Raw genomic sequence first — 17866 nt, forward strand, 5'->3', positions numbered from 1 at the left:
TACGGTGCTCGATGCTTGCCCATTTTGGCACCCCCTTTTTCCAAAGGATAGGTGTCCGTTTTGGCGGGTCAATCTCAGACTGCATAAAGCGCCTCACCTTCCTTCGTCAGAGTGAGGTTTCTGTGCAGACGGTCTAAGAGACGTACGGCCAGCATCTCTTCCAGAAGCCGGACCTGACGGCTTACGGCAGCTTGGGTGACGCCTAACTCCGTAGCCGCGTTCGTAAAGCTGCGCAGCCGTGCGACAGCCTCAAATTCGACCAACGCGGTAAGAGAAGGGATAAGTCGCCGATAGCCCTTCGCACCATCCTGGACTGCTTTCATCGTGAGCGTATGAGTGGAGATTTGTCTTTCTGAACACGCTCCAGGTGGCAGCGAAAGCAGCAACCACTTGAAGTCCCGCTGCTACCTTACCGGTAGCAGCGAGTGAAAACCACTTCAGGTACTCTTACAGAGATGCTTTAATTTTTTCCGCAGCAGCCGGCGTCACCCACTTCGTCCAAACGTCCGGCTTGTTTTTCAGGAAGTGTTTCGCTGCGTCCTCACCGGTCGCTTGGTTGTCGGTCATCCACGCCATGACCTGTTGCACGTCATTCGTGGTCAGCGTCCGCGTGTTCAGGTACTTCATCACGTCGGGGCTGGCCTTGTCAGCGAACGGCTTCGCGACCAACGTAAGCAAGCGGCTTCCCGGCCATCCAGTCGGCTTCGGGTCAGGACAACTCGCGACGGTGGTGCATCGCTTCCACTCAGCCAGGTCGACGGGCACGCCCTCTTCCAGCTTGACCATCTTGTATTTCCCGAGCAGCGAAGTAGGCGCCCAGTACACGCCGAGCCAGCCCTGCTTGCGCTCGTAGGCTTTGGTCAGCGAGCCGTCCAAACCCGCTGCCGATCCAGTGTCGACCAGACGGAACCCCGCCTGCTCCGCTTTGAAAGCCTTGTACAACTGGGCCGTATTGACCGTCACACCCCACCCTTGAGGGCCGTTGTAGATTGCACCCTTTTTGGGATTCTCGGGGTCGGGAAACAGTTCCGGATGCTTCAGCGCATCGGGAATCGTTTTGATTTCGGGATGTGCATCCGCCACATACTTTGGAATGTACCAGCCATAGACTGCACCTTCCTTGATGACGTTGGCAGCGGTGACAATCTTCTTGGAGTCGATGCCTTGCTTGGCGACCGCCGGTAGCAAGTCAATAGCTCCTTCCGATACGATGTCTGGCTTCCCCTTCTCGACCATCGAGGTAATCGTCGGGACGGTGTCGCCGATGACGGAGTTTACCGAGCAGCCGTAACCTTCGGTGAGGATGTACTTATCAACGGCTGCTTCGAGCTCGGCGCTCTGCCAGTTCATGCTTGCTATCGTCACGTTTCCGCAGCTGGCGGCGTTGGCTTGCGGAATTCCGCACAAAGCGCCCACTGTAAAAACGACCCCAAGAAGTTTGAGTCTCATTGCAGCTCCTTTGATTTGCCGGACCTTCCCCGGTATGCGCTGGGTTGATGCGTCCGTGACGTTCTAGGAAACAGGGAACGTTGGACGCATCCGAATGGTTAATTACGGTTTTGTGGTCAACTACGACAGACTTCGTACTTCAGCGGTGTGCCCGAGGGCACCTTCGCTAATCGCGAAAATCCGCGGGAATCAGCGAGAGACCGCTACCTGAACCTCGGCGCGCTTTCGCGCGTCGGCACCGACGGGAATCACATCTGACTCTTCATCCGGGGTAATCAGGGCGCAGGCTAATTGACGCAAGCTCACCGTTCCCAACGGATGGTTGTTCTCACCAACGACAATTAGATGGTCTTGGTCGGGTTCCCGGGTCAATATTGAAATCGCGTCCTCAACGGTCGTGTCGGCCGCGACGTGCTTGCCGACTGCAGCGACACCGGAATGAAGGGGCGACATGACGCCGTCGACGGATACGACTCGACCTCGGTTCACCTGCTTCACGAAGTTCGTCACATACTCATCGGCCGGTCGCAGGACGATGTCTTGCTTCGTCCCTTGCTGCACCATGCAACCATCTCGAAGAATGGCAATCTGGTCGCCCAGGCGAAGCGCTTCATCCAGGTCGTGGGTGATGAAGACGATCGTCTTTCGGATTTCTTTCTGAAGGTCCAGCAGTACGGTCTGCATGTCCATCCGAATGAGCGGGTCGAGGGCCGAGTACGCTTCGTCCATCAGAAGTACGGGTGCGTCCATCGCAAGTGCACGGGCCAGACCGACGCGCTGCTGCATGCCGCCAGAGAGCTGATTGGGATAGCGCTGCTCGAAGCCCTTGAGGCCGACGCGCTCGATCCATCGCATCGCCGTTTCGACCGACTCCTTGCGCGAGACGCCGCAAACTTCCATACCGTAGATAACGTTGTCCAGCACGTTCCTGTGCGGAAGCAGCGCGAACTTCTGGAACACCATCGCCGTTTGACGACGGCGAAATTCGCGCAAGTCACGGAACTTCATCTTGCAGACATCGACGCCGCCAATCAGCACTTCGCCGGCGGTGGGGTCAATGAGTCGGTTAATGTGCCGAATCAGCGTCGACTTGCCGGAGCCAGACAGTCCCATGATGACCTGAATGGAGCCTGCAGGGATATCCAGGCTAATGTCTCGAAGGCCAAGCACGTGGCCTGACTGCTTCAGCAAGTCGGCCTTGGAGAGGCCGTTCTTGACGGGGGCAACGAACGATGCTGCCTTCGGTCCAAAAATCTTGTACAAGTTGCGGATTTTGATTCCGCCATCATTGATGTCAGCCATGGACCACCTCCTGATGCTTTTGGAGTCGCTTGCCATATGCCTGACTGACACGGTCGAAGATGACCGCGATGCCTACGATAGCAAGACCATTGAAAATACCGAGCGTGAAGTACTGGTTTGCAATTGCTTTGAGAACCGGCTGACCGAGGCCCTGAACACCAATCATCGCGGCGACCACGACCATCGCAAGCGCCATCATGATGGTCTGATTGACGCCCGCCATGATGGTCGGCAAAGCGAGTGGAAGCTGCACTTTGCGCAGGCGCTGCCATTGAGAGGAGCCGAAGGCATCGGCCGCCTCGAGAATGTCGCGGTCGACCAGGCGGATGCCGAGGTTGGTCAGGCGAATCATCGGTGGAATGGCGTAGATGACCACTGCAATCAAGCCGGGCACCCGACCGATGCCAAGCAACATCACGACGGGAATCAAGTAGACGAAGCTTGGCATCGTCTGCATCACATCGAGAATCGGGTCGACGATTCGGCGGACACGGTCAGACTTCGCCATGACGATTCCGATGGGCAGGCCAATGAAAATGGACAGCACCGTACAGACGAATATCATCGACACGGTCCGCATCGTGTCTTGCCACATGTCGAAGTAGCCAATTAACGCCAGGGTCACGAAGCATCCAACGACAACCTTCCAGTTTCGACTCGCTCCCCACGCGATGGCAAGGATGAGCAACATGATGATTGGCCATGGCGTCTGAGTCAGAAATCGCTCCGCTGCCATCAAGAACTGCTGGAGCGGCTGAAAAAAACTGTCGACAGAGTCGCCGTACGCCGATGTAAACGCGCGAAAACTGTCATCAATGGACCGCTTCAAATGTAGAAGCGACTCGTCCTGCATATGTGGGAACTTGCTTAACCAGTCCATGTGTCCTCCGTCATTCAGCTATTGCCGGAATTTGCTGTGCTTGCGAACGTCGCGCTGATTCGTCACTCCAATCCAGCCGACCACTCCTTCATGCTCAAATTTGCAGTCGCTCCTATCGTCAGGAAAGGCTGAGGTGGCAGCCGCTTCGGCGCCGCAAAGCCTTTAAAGACCTGAACCAGCCAGGAATCCATACCGAGCGCTGCTTCCGCTGCGGCGATGCCAGATGCTGTAGCCTTGGTAGCGCCCACTCCATTGCACGCAATCGCTGCGAACACGCCGGGTTCAATCTCACCGAACGCGGGAACGCCGTTCCAGGTCAGCGCCATGGCCCCGGCCCATCGGTACTCCATGGGCACGCCTTTCAGCATCGGGAAACGCGCTTCCAACTTCTTGTCGTGCACGCGGCCGGCGCGAGCAATGGCGCCTTCGCTCACCTGCATCCGCGGGTTGTAGGTGTATCGCGAGCGAATGAGAATCCGGTCTCCCTTGTCGCCTTGAACCCGACGGACCGTTGTTCCCATCGGAAAGGCAGGTGTCGCCGCCCACGAGCGCTGACCTCCAAGCCGCTTCGGCTCGAACGCCTCAGTCATCGACGCGTAGGTGTAGACATGCAAGAGCTGTCCGCGGAACAGACCGAAGTTCTGCGCCTGACCGTTATTTGCGAGAATGATTTTCCCCGCATTAACCGTCCCTTTCGGCGTCTTGACTTGCCACGATGCGCCGTTCCGGTCGAATGACAATGCGGGAGTGTTCTCGTAGAGGCGCACGGATCCAGTGAAGGAATCGGCCAGCCCTCGGATATAAGCAGCGGGCTGGATGATGACGGTTCCGGGCGTGAAAATCGCGGACGTGAAAGAGTTCGTCCCGGTTACGGCCGCGATTTCCTTGGCATCGAGAAGTCGATAAGGTTCGTTCACCTTGTCCAGTTGCTTCGCATACGAGGTAACGTGCTTATCGCCTTGCTTACCGAGCGCGACGTTGTACTTGCCGCACGGGTCAAAGACATCTTTCCCCCATCCTTTTTCGTCGGCAAGGCCTTGGGCCAACGCAATCGCCATACGGTGGACCTTGATGTCGTGTCGCCTTGAATCATCGCCTGACCCACCGTAGTCTTCAGACGAGACTTCGTGCGGCAAGTCGATGATGAAACCCGAGTTGCGGCCAGTGGCACCCTCCGCAACCTCCCCAGCCTCGAGGATGACGACCTTGAGCTTCGTGTCGAGTTGAGAGAGACGCCGCGCTGCCGATAGCCCGGCGAACCCACCGCCAATCACGACGACGTCGGCGTTCACCGTGCCATTCAGAGGCGCGCGCGGCGTCCGGCGGGGAAGCATTGATACCCAGCCGGATTGACCAAGATGTTGGGGAAGTTTGCTCGCTACGTACATGATTGGCTCGGCCCGTTAAACAGCACTCTCGCGTTCGACCAGTTCGCCCAAGGCGCTGCGCAGAACATCGATCTTCTTAGCCGACAGACGAGACAAGGGGCGACGCGGATTGCCTGCGCCGTAGCCGGTCATCTCCGCCGCCGCGTACACGGACTGGACGTAGTCGCCCTCCCAAATCAGGGACATGGCGGGCTCGAGCAGACGCCAGATTTCGCGGGCATCGTCCCAACGGTGCTCCTGCGCTGCGGTGACGAACTGAGTACAGGTTTTCGGCGCGAAGTTCGCACCGCCCCAGATAAGGCCTTTGACGCCAGCATACATTGCGTAGGGAACGAGCGCATCGGCCCCGTTCATCATCGGGAGGCCGGTACGGACGAGAGCCGCCTGCTTGGCCAAGTCACCGCTACTGTCCTTGACCGCAAGGAATTCCGGAATCTCGCAGAGACGGCGCAGAAGAGACGGCGTGATTTCTACGCCGACTGCCTGCGGCACGTTGTATCCGATGATAGGAAGACCACCACGCGCAACAGCGGCATAGAACTCGAAGACGCCATCGTCATCGGTCGGACCCTCGAAGAACGGCGGGAGAACCATCACACCGTCCGCACCGGAGTCGGCAGCGTGGCGTGTGCGCTCAACGACGTCGTCGACAAGCAATGCGGACGTCTGGGCGATGATTTTGGCGCGGCCGTTGATGACCTTTGCGCCCAACGCGACGAGGTCCTTCGACTCTTGCGGCGAGAGGTAGACGTGCATACCGGTGCCTGAACTGAGCACGAAGCCACGAATCCCTGCGGCGAGGTACTTTTCAATCAATTGCTCCAATCGCGCATGGTCCGGCTTGCCATTTTCATCAAAAGGAGTACTGATGGCCAGATTGATACCAGGGAAAGCAAAGTTCTTCATGTGATTACTCTTCGTCCGTTTCGTTGTCGTTGAGGTCGAGCCAAATTGTCTTCAGCTGCGTGTATTGGTCGTGAGCGTGGAGCGAGTTGTCGCGTCCACCAAAGCCCGAGTGCTTGTACCCGCCGAACGGCGTGGTAATGTCACCTTCTCCAAAGGAGTTCACCGTGACCGTGCCGGCTCGAACCGCGCGTGCCGCGCGCAAGGCTCGCTTACCGTTGCCCGCGAACACGGAGGCGCACAGGCCGTACTCCGTGTCGTTCGCGACGTCGATAGCCTGTTGGAGGCTATCGACTGTGATGACCGACAGAATCGGGCCAAAAATCTCCTCGCGAGCGTGCTTCGCGTCATTGCTCTCGACATCGATGATGGTCGGATGCACATAGCGTCCTTCGCTCGTCTCGCCACCGAAGAGCACCTGTACGTCGCCCGTGAGATATGACTGCACTTTCTCGTAATGTTGACGGGAGACCAGCGGCCCGATCCGGTTCTGCGGGTCCAGCGGGTCGCCTACGCGCCACTCTTCGGCGAGCTTCAGGATTTTGTCGAGAAGGGGCGCCTTGATGTCGCGATGAACGATGAGCCTCGAAATTGCCGAGCAGTTTTCGCCCATATTCCAGAGGGCGCCATTGACGATGTGGCCCGCCACTGCGTCCAAGTCAGTTACATCGGACATCACGATGCACGGATTCTTGCCGCCCATTTCAAGCACAATCTCCTTTAGATTGCTCTCGGCGGAATAGGAGAGGAACTTCCGTCCGGTGGCCGTTGAACCAGTGAACGACACCATGTCGATGTCCGGGTGGCGTCCAATGACTTCACCAACCGCGCGGCCAGAGCCGGTCACCACGTTGAAGACGCCTGCAGGAATGCCCGCCTCGAGCGCGAGTTCCGCGACGCGCATGGTCGTCAGCGACGTCTCAACAGCCGGCTTCACGACAAGCGAGCAGCCCGCAGCAAGCGACGGGCCAATTTTCCACGCCAGCATCAACAGCGGAAAGTTCCACGGCAAAACCAAGCCCACAACGCCGACCGGCTCGCGGACAATCATGGAGATATGGCTGTCCGAGGCCGGAGAAACCTGGTCGTAGATTTTGTCGATGGCTTCGGCGTGCCAGCGCAGCACGTTGACCGTTTCAGGCACGTCAACCGTCTGGCAATCGAAGATTGTCTTCCCCGCATCGAGACTTTCCATCACGGAGAGCTCGAGCGCGTTCTGCTCAACGAGGTCCGCCAACTTGAGAATGGCCTGCTTGCGAGCAGCCGGATGGAGCCTCGACCAGCGCCCGTCGTTGAAAGCCGCACGCGCGCTCGTAACTGCTGCGTCAACATCCACCTTCGAACAGGCCGGAACGTCTGCGAGGTGTTCACCGGTCGCCGGATTGGTAGTCGGGAACGTCTCGCCCGATGCGGCACCGCGGAGCTCGCCCCCAATGACTGCGGACGTCGGCAGCTTCAGCTCGCGGGCAATCTTTTGATACTCGCTCTTGGACAGCAAATCACTCATGTCAGTCTCTCATTAGTGCGGTTTTCAGGAAGGACCAAGCGGTTGTTCGGTTCGCAAAACTAGAATTCGACCGGGACGGTGACGCCCTCTGGTGTGACGTAAGACGCCATGTTTCGCCGGGCCAAATTGACGTGCGTTAACACCACGGCGCCGGCGGCCTCTGCATCTCGGCGCTCAATCGCATCGATGATGTCCTCATGTTGCTGCACGGCTTCTGCAAGCTCCGAGTCCATTCGCTCGTCGCGCGGTTGATAGAAAGTCCGCCCGAGCCTCGCATGGTCAATCAGGAGCCGACAGAGGCTGGGCAGCAGATACGGGTTATGCGCCATCTTCCCGATAGCGAAGTGGAACTGGTCGTTCTCGAGCACCCGGTCGTCAACGACATTGCCTTCAACAGCCGCCCGAAACTGCTCCTGAATACGCTTGAGGCCGTCAATCTCTGCCTTCGTCGCATGCCGCGCTGCGAGTTTTGTCGTGGCGACATAAATCAGCGGCGCCGCCAGGAAGTAATTACGCAGCGAGTCGAAGTTCATCGACGCAACGCGTGCTGCTCGATTCGCTTCGAGCTCGATGTACCCTTCGGCCGCCATTTGGCGCATCAGCTCACGAACCGGAGGACGGGACAGCCCGAACTCCTCCGCTAGCGCGACCTCGTCCAGGCTCGCACCTGGCGCCAGCTCCATGCTCAAAATGCGATGCCGCAGCGACTGCGCCAGACTTGCCTTGCGGTCCTGAGATGGGGCTTGTCCATCGCCTTGGTCGATTTCGATGACGTTCGTCTTCATGCCGCCTCCTTGTTGGTCCGAATCGTGTGTCTTCCATTTGTATTCGTCAAGACGCCTCAGTGTCTAACTAGGGAAGTCACTTAGAAAACTCTATAAAATCAGTACCATGCATAACTTAATGTAATAGAGAGAGGAAAATAAAGCGCATTGACGGCGGTGATTCGCAAACCAATACTCCACTCCAGCGAAGGTGCATACCTGAGAACGACAAACCAAATCACCCGTCGCCTTCGCCCAGTTCTTCGGTATCCACGTTTGATAAGTCGAGCGCCGCAACCAGTCCAGAGACTACTCACAACGTGCTTAATTAGATTGACGCTATGAACTCAGTGGAAAGGATGTTGGCCCCAATGCACGATGCAGAGTCCAGCTTTTCGAATCCCGGCACCTGGGAAAGCGCGGGTCGGGTCTGGGCAAGCGGCGAGCAGCAGACCCTGACCTGCTGTCGCGTCACGAATGAAACGCACGACGTCAAAACGTTCGAGTTTCGGGTCGGTGACGGTATGCCCGTGCGTTTCGAACCCGGTCAGTTCATGACTATCTCGGCCAACGTGCACGGGCAATCGGTCGAACGCTGCTACACCATCTCATCGCCGCCGACGCGCCCCTACCTCGTTTCAATCACGGTAAAGCGTGTGCCCGGAGGCGTCATGTCGAACTGGCTGCACGACCACATGCATCCGGGAAGCCATTTGCGCGCCTATGGACCGTCGGGCACGTTCACGTCGACCGCAGCGGCTCCAACAAAGTCGCTTTATTTGTCTGCGGGGTCGGGCGTAACGCCGTTGATGTCGATGACGCGCGCGAGCATCGACTTGGGACTGGACCGCGATGTGGTGTTCGTCCACAGCGCGAGAACGCCTGCGGACATCGTCTTTCGCAAGGAACTCCATCAACTCACCGAGAAATCGCCGCGATTCCACACATTCTTCATCTGCGAAGGCGTCGGCGACGAAGCGGATTGGACCGGCCCGACGGGCCGGCTGAGCCTGCAGCAATTGGCGGCCTGGATTCCGGATTACGCAGAGCGAGAAGTGTTCACCTGCGGCCCCGCCGGCTACATGCACGCCGTGCGCGAAATACTCAGAGAAGGCGGACACGACCCTTCGCACTATCACCAGGAAAGCTTCGACATTACCGCCGGGGTCGCGCCGGAGCCCATCCATGAGGAAGAACCGGTCACGCAAGAGACGTTCACCGTCACGCTTTCGCGCTCGTCGAGGGCTTTCAAAATGAACGCGTCGGAGACGGTCCTCTCGGCAGCAAGGAAGGCGGGGGTTGCCATCCCGTCTTCATGCAGTCAGGGCGTGTGTGGAACGTGCAAGACGAAACTGTTGGAAGGCACGGTCGATATGCAGCACAACGGTGGCATTCGCGAGCGGGAAATTCAGAAGGGTTTTCGCTTGCTTTGCTGCAGCCGGCCGACCTCTGACTTGATCCTTGAACTGTAGGCCGTCGATTTAAGCCGCATCGGGTGTGAGTGTCGAAAACTCGGCGTCGCCATGAGGCGACCACTCCCCTGTCATTGATTCAAACCCCACTCAAAATAAATGCTTGGAGCAACAGAATGATGGACGTCCGGTCGAATGGAGCAGGCAGCGTCGTCACGACGGGAGAGAGAGACAAAATTCAGCGAGATGTCAGAGCATACCGACTCCAGCGCGTCCAGGAGCAATTGCGGCAATACGATTGCCCCGCGATTCTGCTGTATGACCCGGTGAACATCCGCTACGCAACAGACACGTCGAACATGCAGGTGTGGGCCGGTAGAAACCCCGCCCGTTACGTCATGGTCTTCGCCGACGGTCGCATCGTCGCCTGGGAATTCCACAGCAGCGAACACGTTTGGGACGGCCTGGACCTTCACGTCGAATTGCGCGGCGCGAAGAGCTGGACGTTCTTCAATGCCGGGCATGAAGCGGAAAACCGCGCTCAGCAGTGGGGCGCCGAGATTGTCGACGTTTTCCGTAAGTACGCTCCGGGCGAGCGCCTGCTTGCCATCGACCGCCTCGACCCGTTCGGTACCGCGTATCTCGAGAAGGAGGGAATCACCATCCTTGATGGCCAAGCTTTGATGGAGACCGCGCGGCTTATCAAGTCGTCGGGCGAACTCGTTCTCATCGGTGAATCCTTGCGGACCGCAGAAAAAGGCATCGAGCGCATGCGTCGCGAGCTTCGCCCGGGGCTCACCGAGAATGACATCTGGGCGCACCTTCATTTTGAGAACATCAGGAATGGCGGAGAGTGGATTGAAACGCGGCTTCTCGCCTCCGGCGACCGAACCAACCCGTGGATGCATGAGTGTTCGTCCCGGGTTTTGAAAGAAGGTGACCTTCTCGCTTTCGATACGGACATGGTCGGACCGAACGGCTATTGCTCCGACATCTCGCGGACATGGCTTGTCGGCGATGGCCGTCCGTCTGACGAGCAACGCAAGCTTTATGAATATGCCTACGCGCAGGTCCACTACAACATGGACATCCTGCGGCCAGGTATGACGTTCCGGGAGTTTTCGGAAAAGGCCTGGAAGATTCCGGAGCAATTCGTCAAGAACAGATACTGCTGCCTGGCCCATGGCATCGGCATGGTCGATGAGTACCCCTCTATCGCGCACATGGTCGACTGGGATGCCGCGGGTTATGACGGCAGATTCGAGGTTGGCATGACGGTGTGCGTGGAGAGCTACATCGGCGCCGAGGGTGGAACGCAAGGCGTCAAACTCGAGCAGCAAGTGGTGTTGACAGAAGAAGGATGTGTTTCGCTTACTGATTGCGACTTCGAAACCGATTGGCTGTGACCGCAGCGTCGCTTTGTATGACATCAGAACAGGAGGCTACATGTCAGGTAATCGTGGAGTGGTTTATGTTGGGCCTGGAAAAGTCGAAGTCCGCAACATTGCTTTTCCGGAGCTTGTCGACCCCGCCGGGAGGAAGGCCAATCACGGTGTCATCCTTCGAGTTGTCGCTACAAACATCTGCGGCTCGGACCAGCACATGGTTCGCGGTCGAACCACCGCCCCCGCTGGGCTTGTGCTCGGCCACGAAATCACCGGCGAAGTGATCGAAGTCGGCTCCGACGTGACGACTTTGCAGAAAGGTGATCTGGTTTCCGTGCCTTTCAACGTTGCGTGCGGCCGCTGTCCGATGTGCAAGGCTCAAAACACCGGCGTGTGTCTGAACGTCAACCCGGCGCGCGCCGGTGGCGCATATGGCTACGTTGACATGGGCGGATGGATTGGCGGCCAGGCCGAGTTCGTCATGGTGCCGTACGCAGACTTCAATCTGCTCAAGTTCCCGGACCGGGACCGGGCGATGGCGAAAATTCGCGACCTGACATGCCTGTCGGACATTCTGCCGACCGGCTATCACGGCGCCGTGACCGCAGGGGTCGGTCCGGGTTCCACCGTCTATATTGCGGGCGCTGGCCCGGTCGGGATGGCCGCGGCTGCATCGGCGAGACTGCTGGGCGCAGCGGTCACCATCGTTGGAGACGTCAATCCGACACGCCTCGAGCACGCTCGTCGAGTCGGATTCGAGACTGTCGACTTGTCCGAAGACGCATCGCTTGCTGAACAGATCGCGGGATTGCTCGGTGAACCGGAAGTCGACTGCGCTATCGATTGCGTGGGCTTTGAGGCTCGAGGGCACGGTCACGCCGGTTCACAATCGGAGGCTCCAGCCACCGTCCTGAATTCACTCATGGAAGTCACTCGCGCCGCTGGCAAGATTGGCATCCCCGGCTTGTACGTCACGGATGACCCTGGCGCCGCCGACTCAGCCGCCAAGCACGGTAGCCTTTCGGTTCGCTTTGGACTAGGTTGGGCGAAATCGCATTCGTTCTTCACCGGCCAGACCCCGGTGATGAAGTACAACCGCAATCTGATGCAGGCCATCCTTTGGGACCGGCTGAATATTGCCGAAGCGGTCAACGTGACGGTCATCGAACTCGATCAGGCACCTAATGGCTACGCCGAGTTCGATTCGGGTGTGCCAAAGAAGTTCGTCATCGATCCGCACGGAAGTCTGAAGGCAGCGGCGTAGACGTGGCTCTTCGAGGAGTGCTTTGCGGCCGGTCGTAGGACCGGCACTTTTTCTTGATCGCTCGCACGGCAGTCGATCTCGACATACGAAAGCTACATCTCCACTCCATTGACGACGCTTTTACAGGCTCGAATACTAGGATCGGCGTCTCGACACACGTTTCGCTTGACGACGCATTCGTCCAGGGCAAAGGGCGAATCACTGATGTTAATCAGAATGGTTGAGCGGAAAATAGGTGGAAGCCGGGTTCGAAGGCAAACTTCAACTGCAGCGACACAGGTGACGAAATGAAGAAATCCTTTTCCTCGCAGTTCGTTATAAAGGCTGCCGCCGCAGTCTCCGCGATCACGTTCGTGATGTGCGCGAACTCGGCCGAACCAATCAAGATTACGCTAGCCCACTGGGCCGATGCGCAAGCAGTCGTCTACACGGCGAAGTACGTTCTCGAAACGAAACTGCAATAGCCTGTCAATTTGGTGTACGCGGACCTTGGTATCGAATTCCAGGGCATCGCCCGGGGCGACGTGGACTTGATGCTGGGCGCCTGGCTGCCGGTCACGCACGCAGCCTATTACGCACGCTTCAAGAATGACATGGACGACATCGGGGTCATCTACACGGGAGCGAAGATCGGCTGGGCCGTGCCAGACTATGTGCCCGAAAGCGAAGTGTCGTCGATTCCCGATCTGAACAAGCCCGAGGTCAAGAGCAAGCTCAATAGCTCGATTCAAGGCATCGAACCGGGTGCGGGCGAAATGGAAGCATCGGAAAAGGCCTTGAAGGAGTACAACCTGGCCGGTTACAACCTCATCAGGGCGAGCGAGGCCGGCATGCTGAGTGCCGTCGCGCGTGCTTACGATTCCAAGAACTGGATTGTCGCGACTGTGTGGAGCCCACACTGGCTGTGGCAAAAGTACAAAATGCGCTATCTGAAAGATCCCAAGGGCGTCTTGGGCGGCGCCGAGGAAATCCATGGCTTCGCTTCGAAGCAGTTCACGCAAAAGTACCCTCGCGCCAACGTCTCTGTTCGCCACTTCAAGCTGAACTTGGCGGATGTCGAATCAATTGAGCTCGACGGTAATGCGACGAACGACTGGAACGCCGCCGCAAAGAAGTTCGTCGACACGCATCCGGACAAAGTTCAGGCATGGCTCGCGCAGTAGACGATCGACGGCGACTCTCGTGCATCTCATTTACGTAGGTGACTGACACGTTTAAGTAATTTGGTTCCCTACTCTCCTTTTACGTTGGACTGAAACCGATACGTAAAAGGGGAGATGACCGTGCCCACAGGCAACCCAACAGGTAGATATCAGGCGCTGCGACGCGCGATCGCCGCAGCTTCGATCGTCGGACCTCTGAAGACGCTTGCGGTGTTTGCGGTCGCGCGTGCATTTCATCCGCACGGCGGGCTCGTCTTCGGCCTCGTCGGCAAAAAGATCGGTCGCAAACGAACAATGATGCAGTCGTCGATGAAGTTGTACGTTTCGCGATGAAGGGCGCGAGGCGATGACTGGTCCTCGCAAAGTCTCTTTCCGCTCTGGGTAGAGCCATTACTGACCTGCCGGAGGACCCAATGCAGGCTGACATCGCGAACACGTTGACCGGAGCGAGAGCGCGACATTGCCGCCTTTCTCGCGCACGGCTTGACGAGTAAGTTAGCCGGCAACGAGCTGAACATCAGCGCGCGCACGGTCGACATTCACCGCGCGCGCCTGCTGCGAAAATATGGCGCGCGGGCGACTCCCAAGCCCATCGCGCAACTCCCTACCTGAAGCACATCTCAGAACGACGCTAGCGGATCGCCGAACATTCCCTCTTCGGGAACGATCCCGAGGCCGACGCCCTTCGGTGGTCGGACATGACCACCTTCGACGTTGACCCCATTCTTTGAGTCGAAGTGTCCTTCGATCATCGGCGCAGCTATCCAGACGCCATCGAGTAACGGCGGCGGGACGGTCGCACCGATATGCGCACAGGCCGCCGCGATAAGATCGCCGCCCCAAGCATCATCGCAAGTGTGCGGCAAGTTACGCGAGACGCATATATCCCGAAAGGCGCGCATCGGGTGCAAGCCGCCTAGACGCGTGACCTTCATGCCAAAGCCATCAACGAGTCCCGTTCCTGCCGCCGTAACAGCCGTGCTGACGTTCGTGCAATTCTCGTCCATATAGAGGCCGTGATTGATCTGATTCCGGATCGCTTGCAGGTCCTCGATCGTGTTGCAAGGCTGTTCGAGAATGAAGGGGACGTGGGCACACGCCTGACTGAGCCGAATCGCGTCACGCGTTGTCAGACTGCGATTGGCATCCACCGCCAGACGTACGCCTGAACCGCGTAACGCCTCCCATACCTTCGAAACCGATTCGATATCTTCCTCGATCGCCCTTCCGCCCACTTTCAGCTGAAGACGTGGATAGCCTTCTGCTCGCTTTTCTGCTGCGACGCGTGCAACCTCGTCGGGTGCGCCGATGGTGACCGCGTAATAGGACGGCAGCCGTTCCGCCAGTGCGCCGCCGAGCAGGTCGGACACGCTCACGCCATAGTGCTTGCCGAGCAAATCATGCATGGCGATGTCGACCGCGGCCTTCGCATAGCTGTGACCATTAAGCAGACCTTCCATGCGATCGTGCAAAGGCATCGGCAACACGTCAGCGCCGATGAGTCCGGGCGCCATCGCCGAAAGCGCCGCGAGCGCGCCCGCCGGGTGCGATTCAGCGTATGTCGGTCCGACGGGACACGTTTCGCCCCATCCGAACAGACCATTGTCCGCTACGAGTTTGACGAGCGTCGTCGTCAGCGAATAAACATCGGCTTTCGCCATCCTGTACGGTCCGTTGAGGACTGGAAGCTCGTACTGGTACAGATGAATTGATTTGATCTTCACGCTGCAGTCTCCGGAATGGTAAGCACGATTTTGCCGAGATGTTGTTTGTTTAAGAACTCTTCTTGCGCCTGGCGGATTTCCTTCAAGGGAAACGTCTTCGATACCAATGGCCTGATCTCGCCCTTCTCGATGTACGAGATCAGGTTCGCGAACACGGTTTCCTCCTGAAAGGTGCAGCCCATCAGCGTCAGATCCTTGAGATAGAGCGTGCGCAGGTCGATCTTCGATACCGGCCCGGCGATAGCGCCTGCAACCGCGCAGCGGCCGCCCAGGCGTAGCACCTTGAGCAGATCGAGCCATTGTTCACCGCCGACGACATCGATCACCACATCGACAGAGTTCTCGCCAAGCGCTGACACGACACTCTCTTTGCGATCCAGTACCCGGTCGGCGCCAAGTTCACGAAGCGCCGAGGCTTTACTCGCAGAAGACTGGGCGATGACCGTCGCGCCTCGACGTTTGGCGAGTTGTACCGCCGCCGACCCCACGCCGCCTGATGCGCCGGTAATCAGCACGACCTCCGCCCCGACCTTTGTTCGATGCAGCATGTTTTCGGCGGTTGAATACGAACACGGTATCGATGCAAGCTCCGCGTCCGACCAGTCGCATTTCACTTTCAGTGTTTCCCGCGAAGGCGCGACCGCGAATTGCGCGAAACCACCGTCGCAATCACTCCCGAATGTCCAGCATTCGAACGGACGATAGTCGACATACGTCCGCAGCAGATTGCTGACCAGCACGCGCTCGCCGATACGGCCCGGCGCAACGCCCTCTCCCACCGCGACGATTTCGCCGCAGCAATCGGCCCCTTGAATGCGCGGAAACGTCAGCGATACGCCCGACCACGACGCGTCGGAGCCATCGACCTTTTTGAATCCCTCCGCGCCGCCTGAGCCCGTATCCGTGTCGATCGACTTCGAATACCAGCCGATCCGCGTATTGATGTCCGTGTTGTTGACTGCGGATGCCCGAACCCGAATGAGCACTTCGTCCTTACCCGGTCGCGGCACGGGCACATCGGTCCGGTATTCGAGTTTGTCGAAGCCGCCTAAGCCGGTAAGCAATACAGCGTGCATCGTGTCGGGCAAGGAAGGTGACATCATTGGGTCCGTTTGGAGAAGTTGGGAGAAGTGGTCGTTACGCGCCTCTTTGAAGTATTCGACTGGGAAACGACGTCCGTCAACGCACAAATTTTCGTCGACGCATTACATTAGCTTATGTATCAGATGATCGCTTACCTAGGTAAGCGAGACGTATGGACCTAAGTGAGTCGAACCCCTACCCTGTTCGCAACATCGAACAGAACACGAGATGCACGCATCACAGTGTTCATTGAAAGATCACTGTGATGAAGCTAGCGCGCCTCGCCTTCGTATTGCTCGGTCTCTTCTGGGGATCCAACTTCATTTACATGAAATGGGCTTCATCCTCGATCAGCCCGATGCAGATTGCCTTTCTGCGCGTGCTCTTCGGCTTCCTTCCCTTGGCGCTAGTCGCATGGCGAAGAAAGGTCATCAACGTTCGTCAGCTGCGCCATCTTCATCACTTCATCGTGATGGGGTTCGTCGCGACTGCGTTCTATTATTTCGCCATCACCAAAGGCACCGCGCTTCTTCCGTCCGGCATCGCGGCCGTGCTTGGAAACGCTGCCACGCTCTTTACGGCCATCTTCTCCGCGTTCTTCCTGCGAAACGAGAAGATGAGCAGCATGATGTCATTCGGGGTTCTGCTCGGTTTTTTCGGCATCACGCTGATCGCCCGACCATGGGAAGGCGCAAGCGGCTCGATCGAATTGTCTGGTGTCTTCTGGCTCCTCATGAGCTCGCTCGTGCTCGGAGTCTCTTATGTCTACGCACGCGTGTTTCTGACGCCATTGGCCCTCCCGCCGCTTGCGTTGGCAACGTGGCAAATGGGTCTCGCGGTTCTAGTGCTGGCGGCCGTAACCGATTTCGGCGGCATCACCCATATCCTCCGCGAACCGCTGGCAGCGGCCGGCCTTGTTGTGGGCGGCGGCATTCTCGGTACCGGGGTTTCCTTCTTCCTGTACTACTACCTCCTGGAAGAATTCGGTGCGGTCGCGTCCTCGGGGACGACTTATATGGCTCCGGCCGTCGCGCTACTGATTGGCTGGGCGGTCGGTGAGAGATTTGGGCTGCTGGAGTTCGCTGCCCTGGTTCTGATCATCTTGAGCGTGATGACGCTACATGTCGGCCGTCAACGAAGCTTCAAGCGCGCAGCTTTATAGAGGGACGACGGTCGGTTCCCTGGTGGGAGGTCTCTGCGTTCGGCTGGATTCGTTCGGCTTCTCGCCCGCGGTCGCCGTGCCATTCCTCGAGGTCTGGTGAGGCGATCTGCAAGCGTCAATGCAGACATTGAGCAAGAATGGAAAGCACCCGCGCGATGCCTGAGCGAAGCGCTGGGACCGGGCACTCAGGCCTGCGCGAGCACTACACGGAGGAGGCTGGCTGAATCACATCAACGGATGCATCCGCCGCAGATGGTTGCTTCGGTGCTCGAATGACATCGGAGCGGTCGCGCATCGAAAGACCGCTGTTTGAAGTACAGCAGCCGCTCGAATGACTGCGCGATGGCCCCCGCGAAAGGCGGCAACTGGCCGTTTGCCGAAGACCGCACGCAGGTCGAGACTCGCAAACGATGTGCCCGCAAACTTGCGCACCCCGCCCCGATCCTGCTGGTGGAGTCGTTGACCTTCCAAGGGTAGCTA

At 58.3% G+C, this 17866-nt stretch carries 15 protein-coding genes and 2 pseudogenes; 7 read left to right on the forward strand and 10 right to left on the reverse strand.

What is annotated here, in order from left to right:
• Positions 1 to 77 precede the first annotated feature (77 nt).
• The 8 genes and pseudogenes from AWB79_RS32590 to AWB79_RS32625 form a co-directional block, all read right to left on the reverse strand.
• Positions 78 to 323, reverse strand: a pseudogene (locus AWB79_RS32590) (LysR family transcriptional regulator); the annotation flags it as partial.
• 124 nt (positions 324 to 447) lie between these two features.
• A complete protein-coding gene (locus AWB79_RS32595) occupies positions 448 to 1449 on the reverse strand; it encodes a glycine betaine ABC transporter substrate-binding protein (protein WP_061171577.1) in 1002 nt (333 codons plus the stop codon).
• 189 nt (positions 1450 to 1638) lie between these two features.
• Positions 1639 to 2751: a quaternary amine ABC transporter ATP-binding protein gene (locus AWB79_RS32600; RefSeq protein ID WP_061171578.1), complete on the reverse strand. Its 1113-nt coding sequence runs from the start codon at positions 2749 to 2751 to the stop codon at positions 1639 to 1641.
• A complete protein-coding gene (locus tag AWB79_RS32605; protein ID WP_061171579.1) occupies positions 2744 to 3631 on the reverse strand; it encodes an ABC transporter permease in 888 nt (295 codons plus the stop codon). The genes AWB79_RS32600 and AWB79_RS32605 overlap by 8 nt, the downstream gene beginning before the upstream one ends.
• A gap of 62 nt (positions 3632 to 3693) precedes the next feature.
• Positions 3694 to 5019, reverse strand: coding sequence for an NAD(P)/FAD-dependent oxidoreductase (locus AWB79_RS32610; protein ID WP_061171580.1), 1326 nt, complete (start codon positions 5017 to 5019; stop codon positions 3694 to 3696).
• 15 nt (positions 5020 to 5034) lie between these two features.
• Complete coding sequence (locus tag AWB79_RS32615) at positions 5035 to 5925, reverse strand: dihydrodipicolinate synthase family protein (RefSeq protein WP_061171581.1); 891 nt, start codon at positions 5923 to 5925, stop codon at positions 5035 to 5037.
• Positions 5926 to 5929: 4 nt separating this feature from the next.
• Complete coding sequence (locus tag AWB79_RS32620; RefSeq protein WP_061171582.1) at positions 5930 to 7429, reverse strand: aldehyde dehydrogenase; 1500 nt, start codon at positions 7427 to 7429, stop codon at positions 5930 to 5932.
• Between the two features lie 59 nt (positions 7430 to 7488).
• On the reverse strand, positions 7489 to 8214 hold the full coding sequence (locus AWB79_RS32625) for a GntR family transcriptional regulator (RefSeq protein ID WP_061171583.1): 726 nt from the start codon (positions 8212 to 8214) through the stop codon (positions 7489 to 7491).
• Between the two features lie 320 nt (positions 8215 to 8534).
• Here AWB79_RS32625 and AWB79_RS32630 point away from each other — a divergent pair, with 320 nt between their 5' ends.
• The 6 genes and pseudogenes from AWB79_RS32630 (at position 8535) to AWB79_RS38605 (ending at position 14029) form a co-directional block, all read left to right on the forward strand.
• Complete coding sequence (locus AWB79_RS32630) at positions 8535 to 9665, forward strand: FAD-binding oxidoreductase (protein WP_061171584.1); 1131 nt, start codon at positions 8535 to 8537, stop codon at positions 9663 to 9665.
• A 116-nt stretch (positions 9666 to 9781) separates the two neighbouring features.
• Positions 9782 to 11011 carry a M24 family metallopeptidase gene (locus AWB79_RS32635; RefSeq protein ID WP_096031647.1) on the forward strand — a complete coding sequence of 410 codons (1230 nt, stop codon included), beginning with the start codon at positions 9782 to 9784 and terminating at the stop codon, positions 11009 to 11011.
• Positions 11012 to 11051: 40 nt separating this feature from the next.
• Positions 11052 to 12254: a formaldehyde dehydrogenase, glutathione-independent gene (gene fdhA, locus AWB79_RS32640; RefSeq protein WP_061171637.1), complete on the forward strand. Its 1203-nt coding sequence runs from the start codon at positions 11052 to 11054 to the stop codon at positions 12252 to 12254.
• Between the two features lie 287 nt (positions 12255 to 12541).
• Positions 12542 to 13417, forward strand: a pseudogene (locus tag AWB79_RS32645) (glycine betaine ABC transporter substrate-binding protein).
• Between the two features lie 120 nt (positions 13418 to 13537).
• Positions 13538 to 13750, forward strand: coding sequence for a hypothetical protein (locus tag AWB79_RS40235; RefSeq protein ID WP_198399147.1), 213 nt, complete (start codon positions 13538 to 13540; stop codon positions 13748 to 13750).
• Between the two features lie 150 nt (positions 13751 to 13900).
• Complete coding sequence (locus AWB79_RS38605; protein ID WP_374728580.1) at positions 13901 to 14029, forward strand: LuxR C-terminal-related transcriptional regulator; 129 nt, start codon at positions 13901 to 13903, stop codon at positions 14027 to 14029.
• Positions 14030 to 14037: 8 nt separating this feature from the next.
• On the opposite strand, the gene AWB79_RS32655 is transcribed toward AWB79_RS38605, so the two are convergent.
• Positions 14038 to 15141, reverse strand: coding sequence for a mandelate racemase/muconate lactonizing enzyme family protein (locus AWB79_RS32655; protein WP_061171586.1), 1104 nt, complete (start codon positions 15139 to 15141; stop codon positions 14038 to 14040).
• The gene (locus AWB79_RS32660) at positions 15138 to 16244 is read right to left on the reverse strand and encodes an alcohol dehydrogenase family protein (RefSeq protein WP_061171587.1); all 1107 of its coding nucleotides are present in this window, start codon (positions 16242 to 16244) and stop codon (positions 15138 to 15140) included. Before AWB79_RS32660 ends, AWB79_RS32655 begins: the two co-directional genes overlap by 4 nt.
• Positions 16245 to 16489: 245 nt before the next feature.
• Here AWB79_RS32660 and AWB79_RS32665 point away from each other — a divergent pair, with 245 nt between their 5' ends.
• Entirely contained in the window at positions 16490 to 17386 is an 897-nt protein-coding gene (locus AWB79_RS32665) for a DMT family transporter (RefSeq protein WP_061171588.1), read from the forward strand.
• Positions 17387 to 17866 lie beyond the last annotated feature (480 nt).

This window comes from Caballeronia hypogeia, from assembly GCF_001544875.2.
GTDB lineage: Bacteria > Pseudomonadota > Gammaproteobacteria > Burkholderiales > Burkholderiaceae > Caballeronia > Caballeronia hypogeia.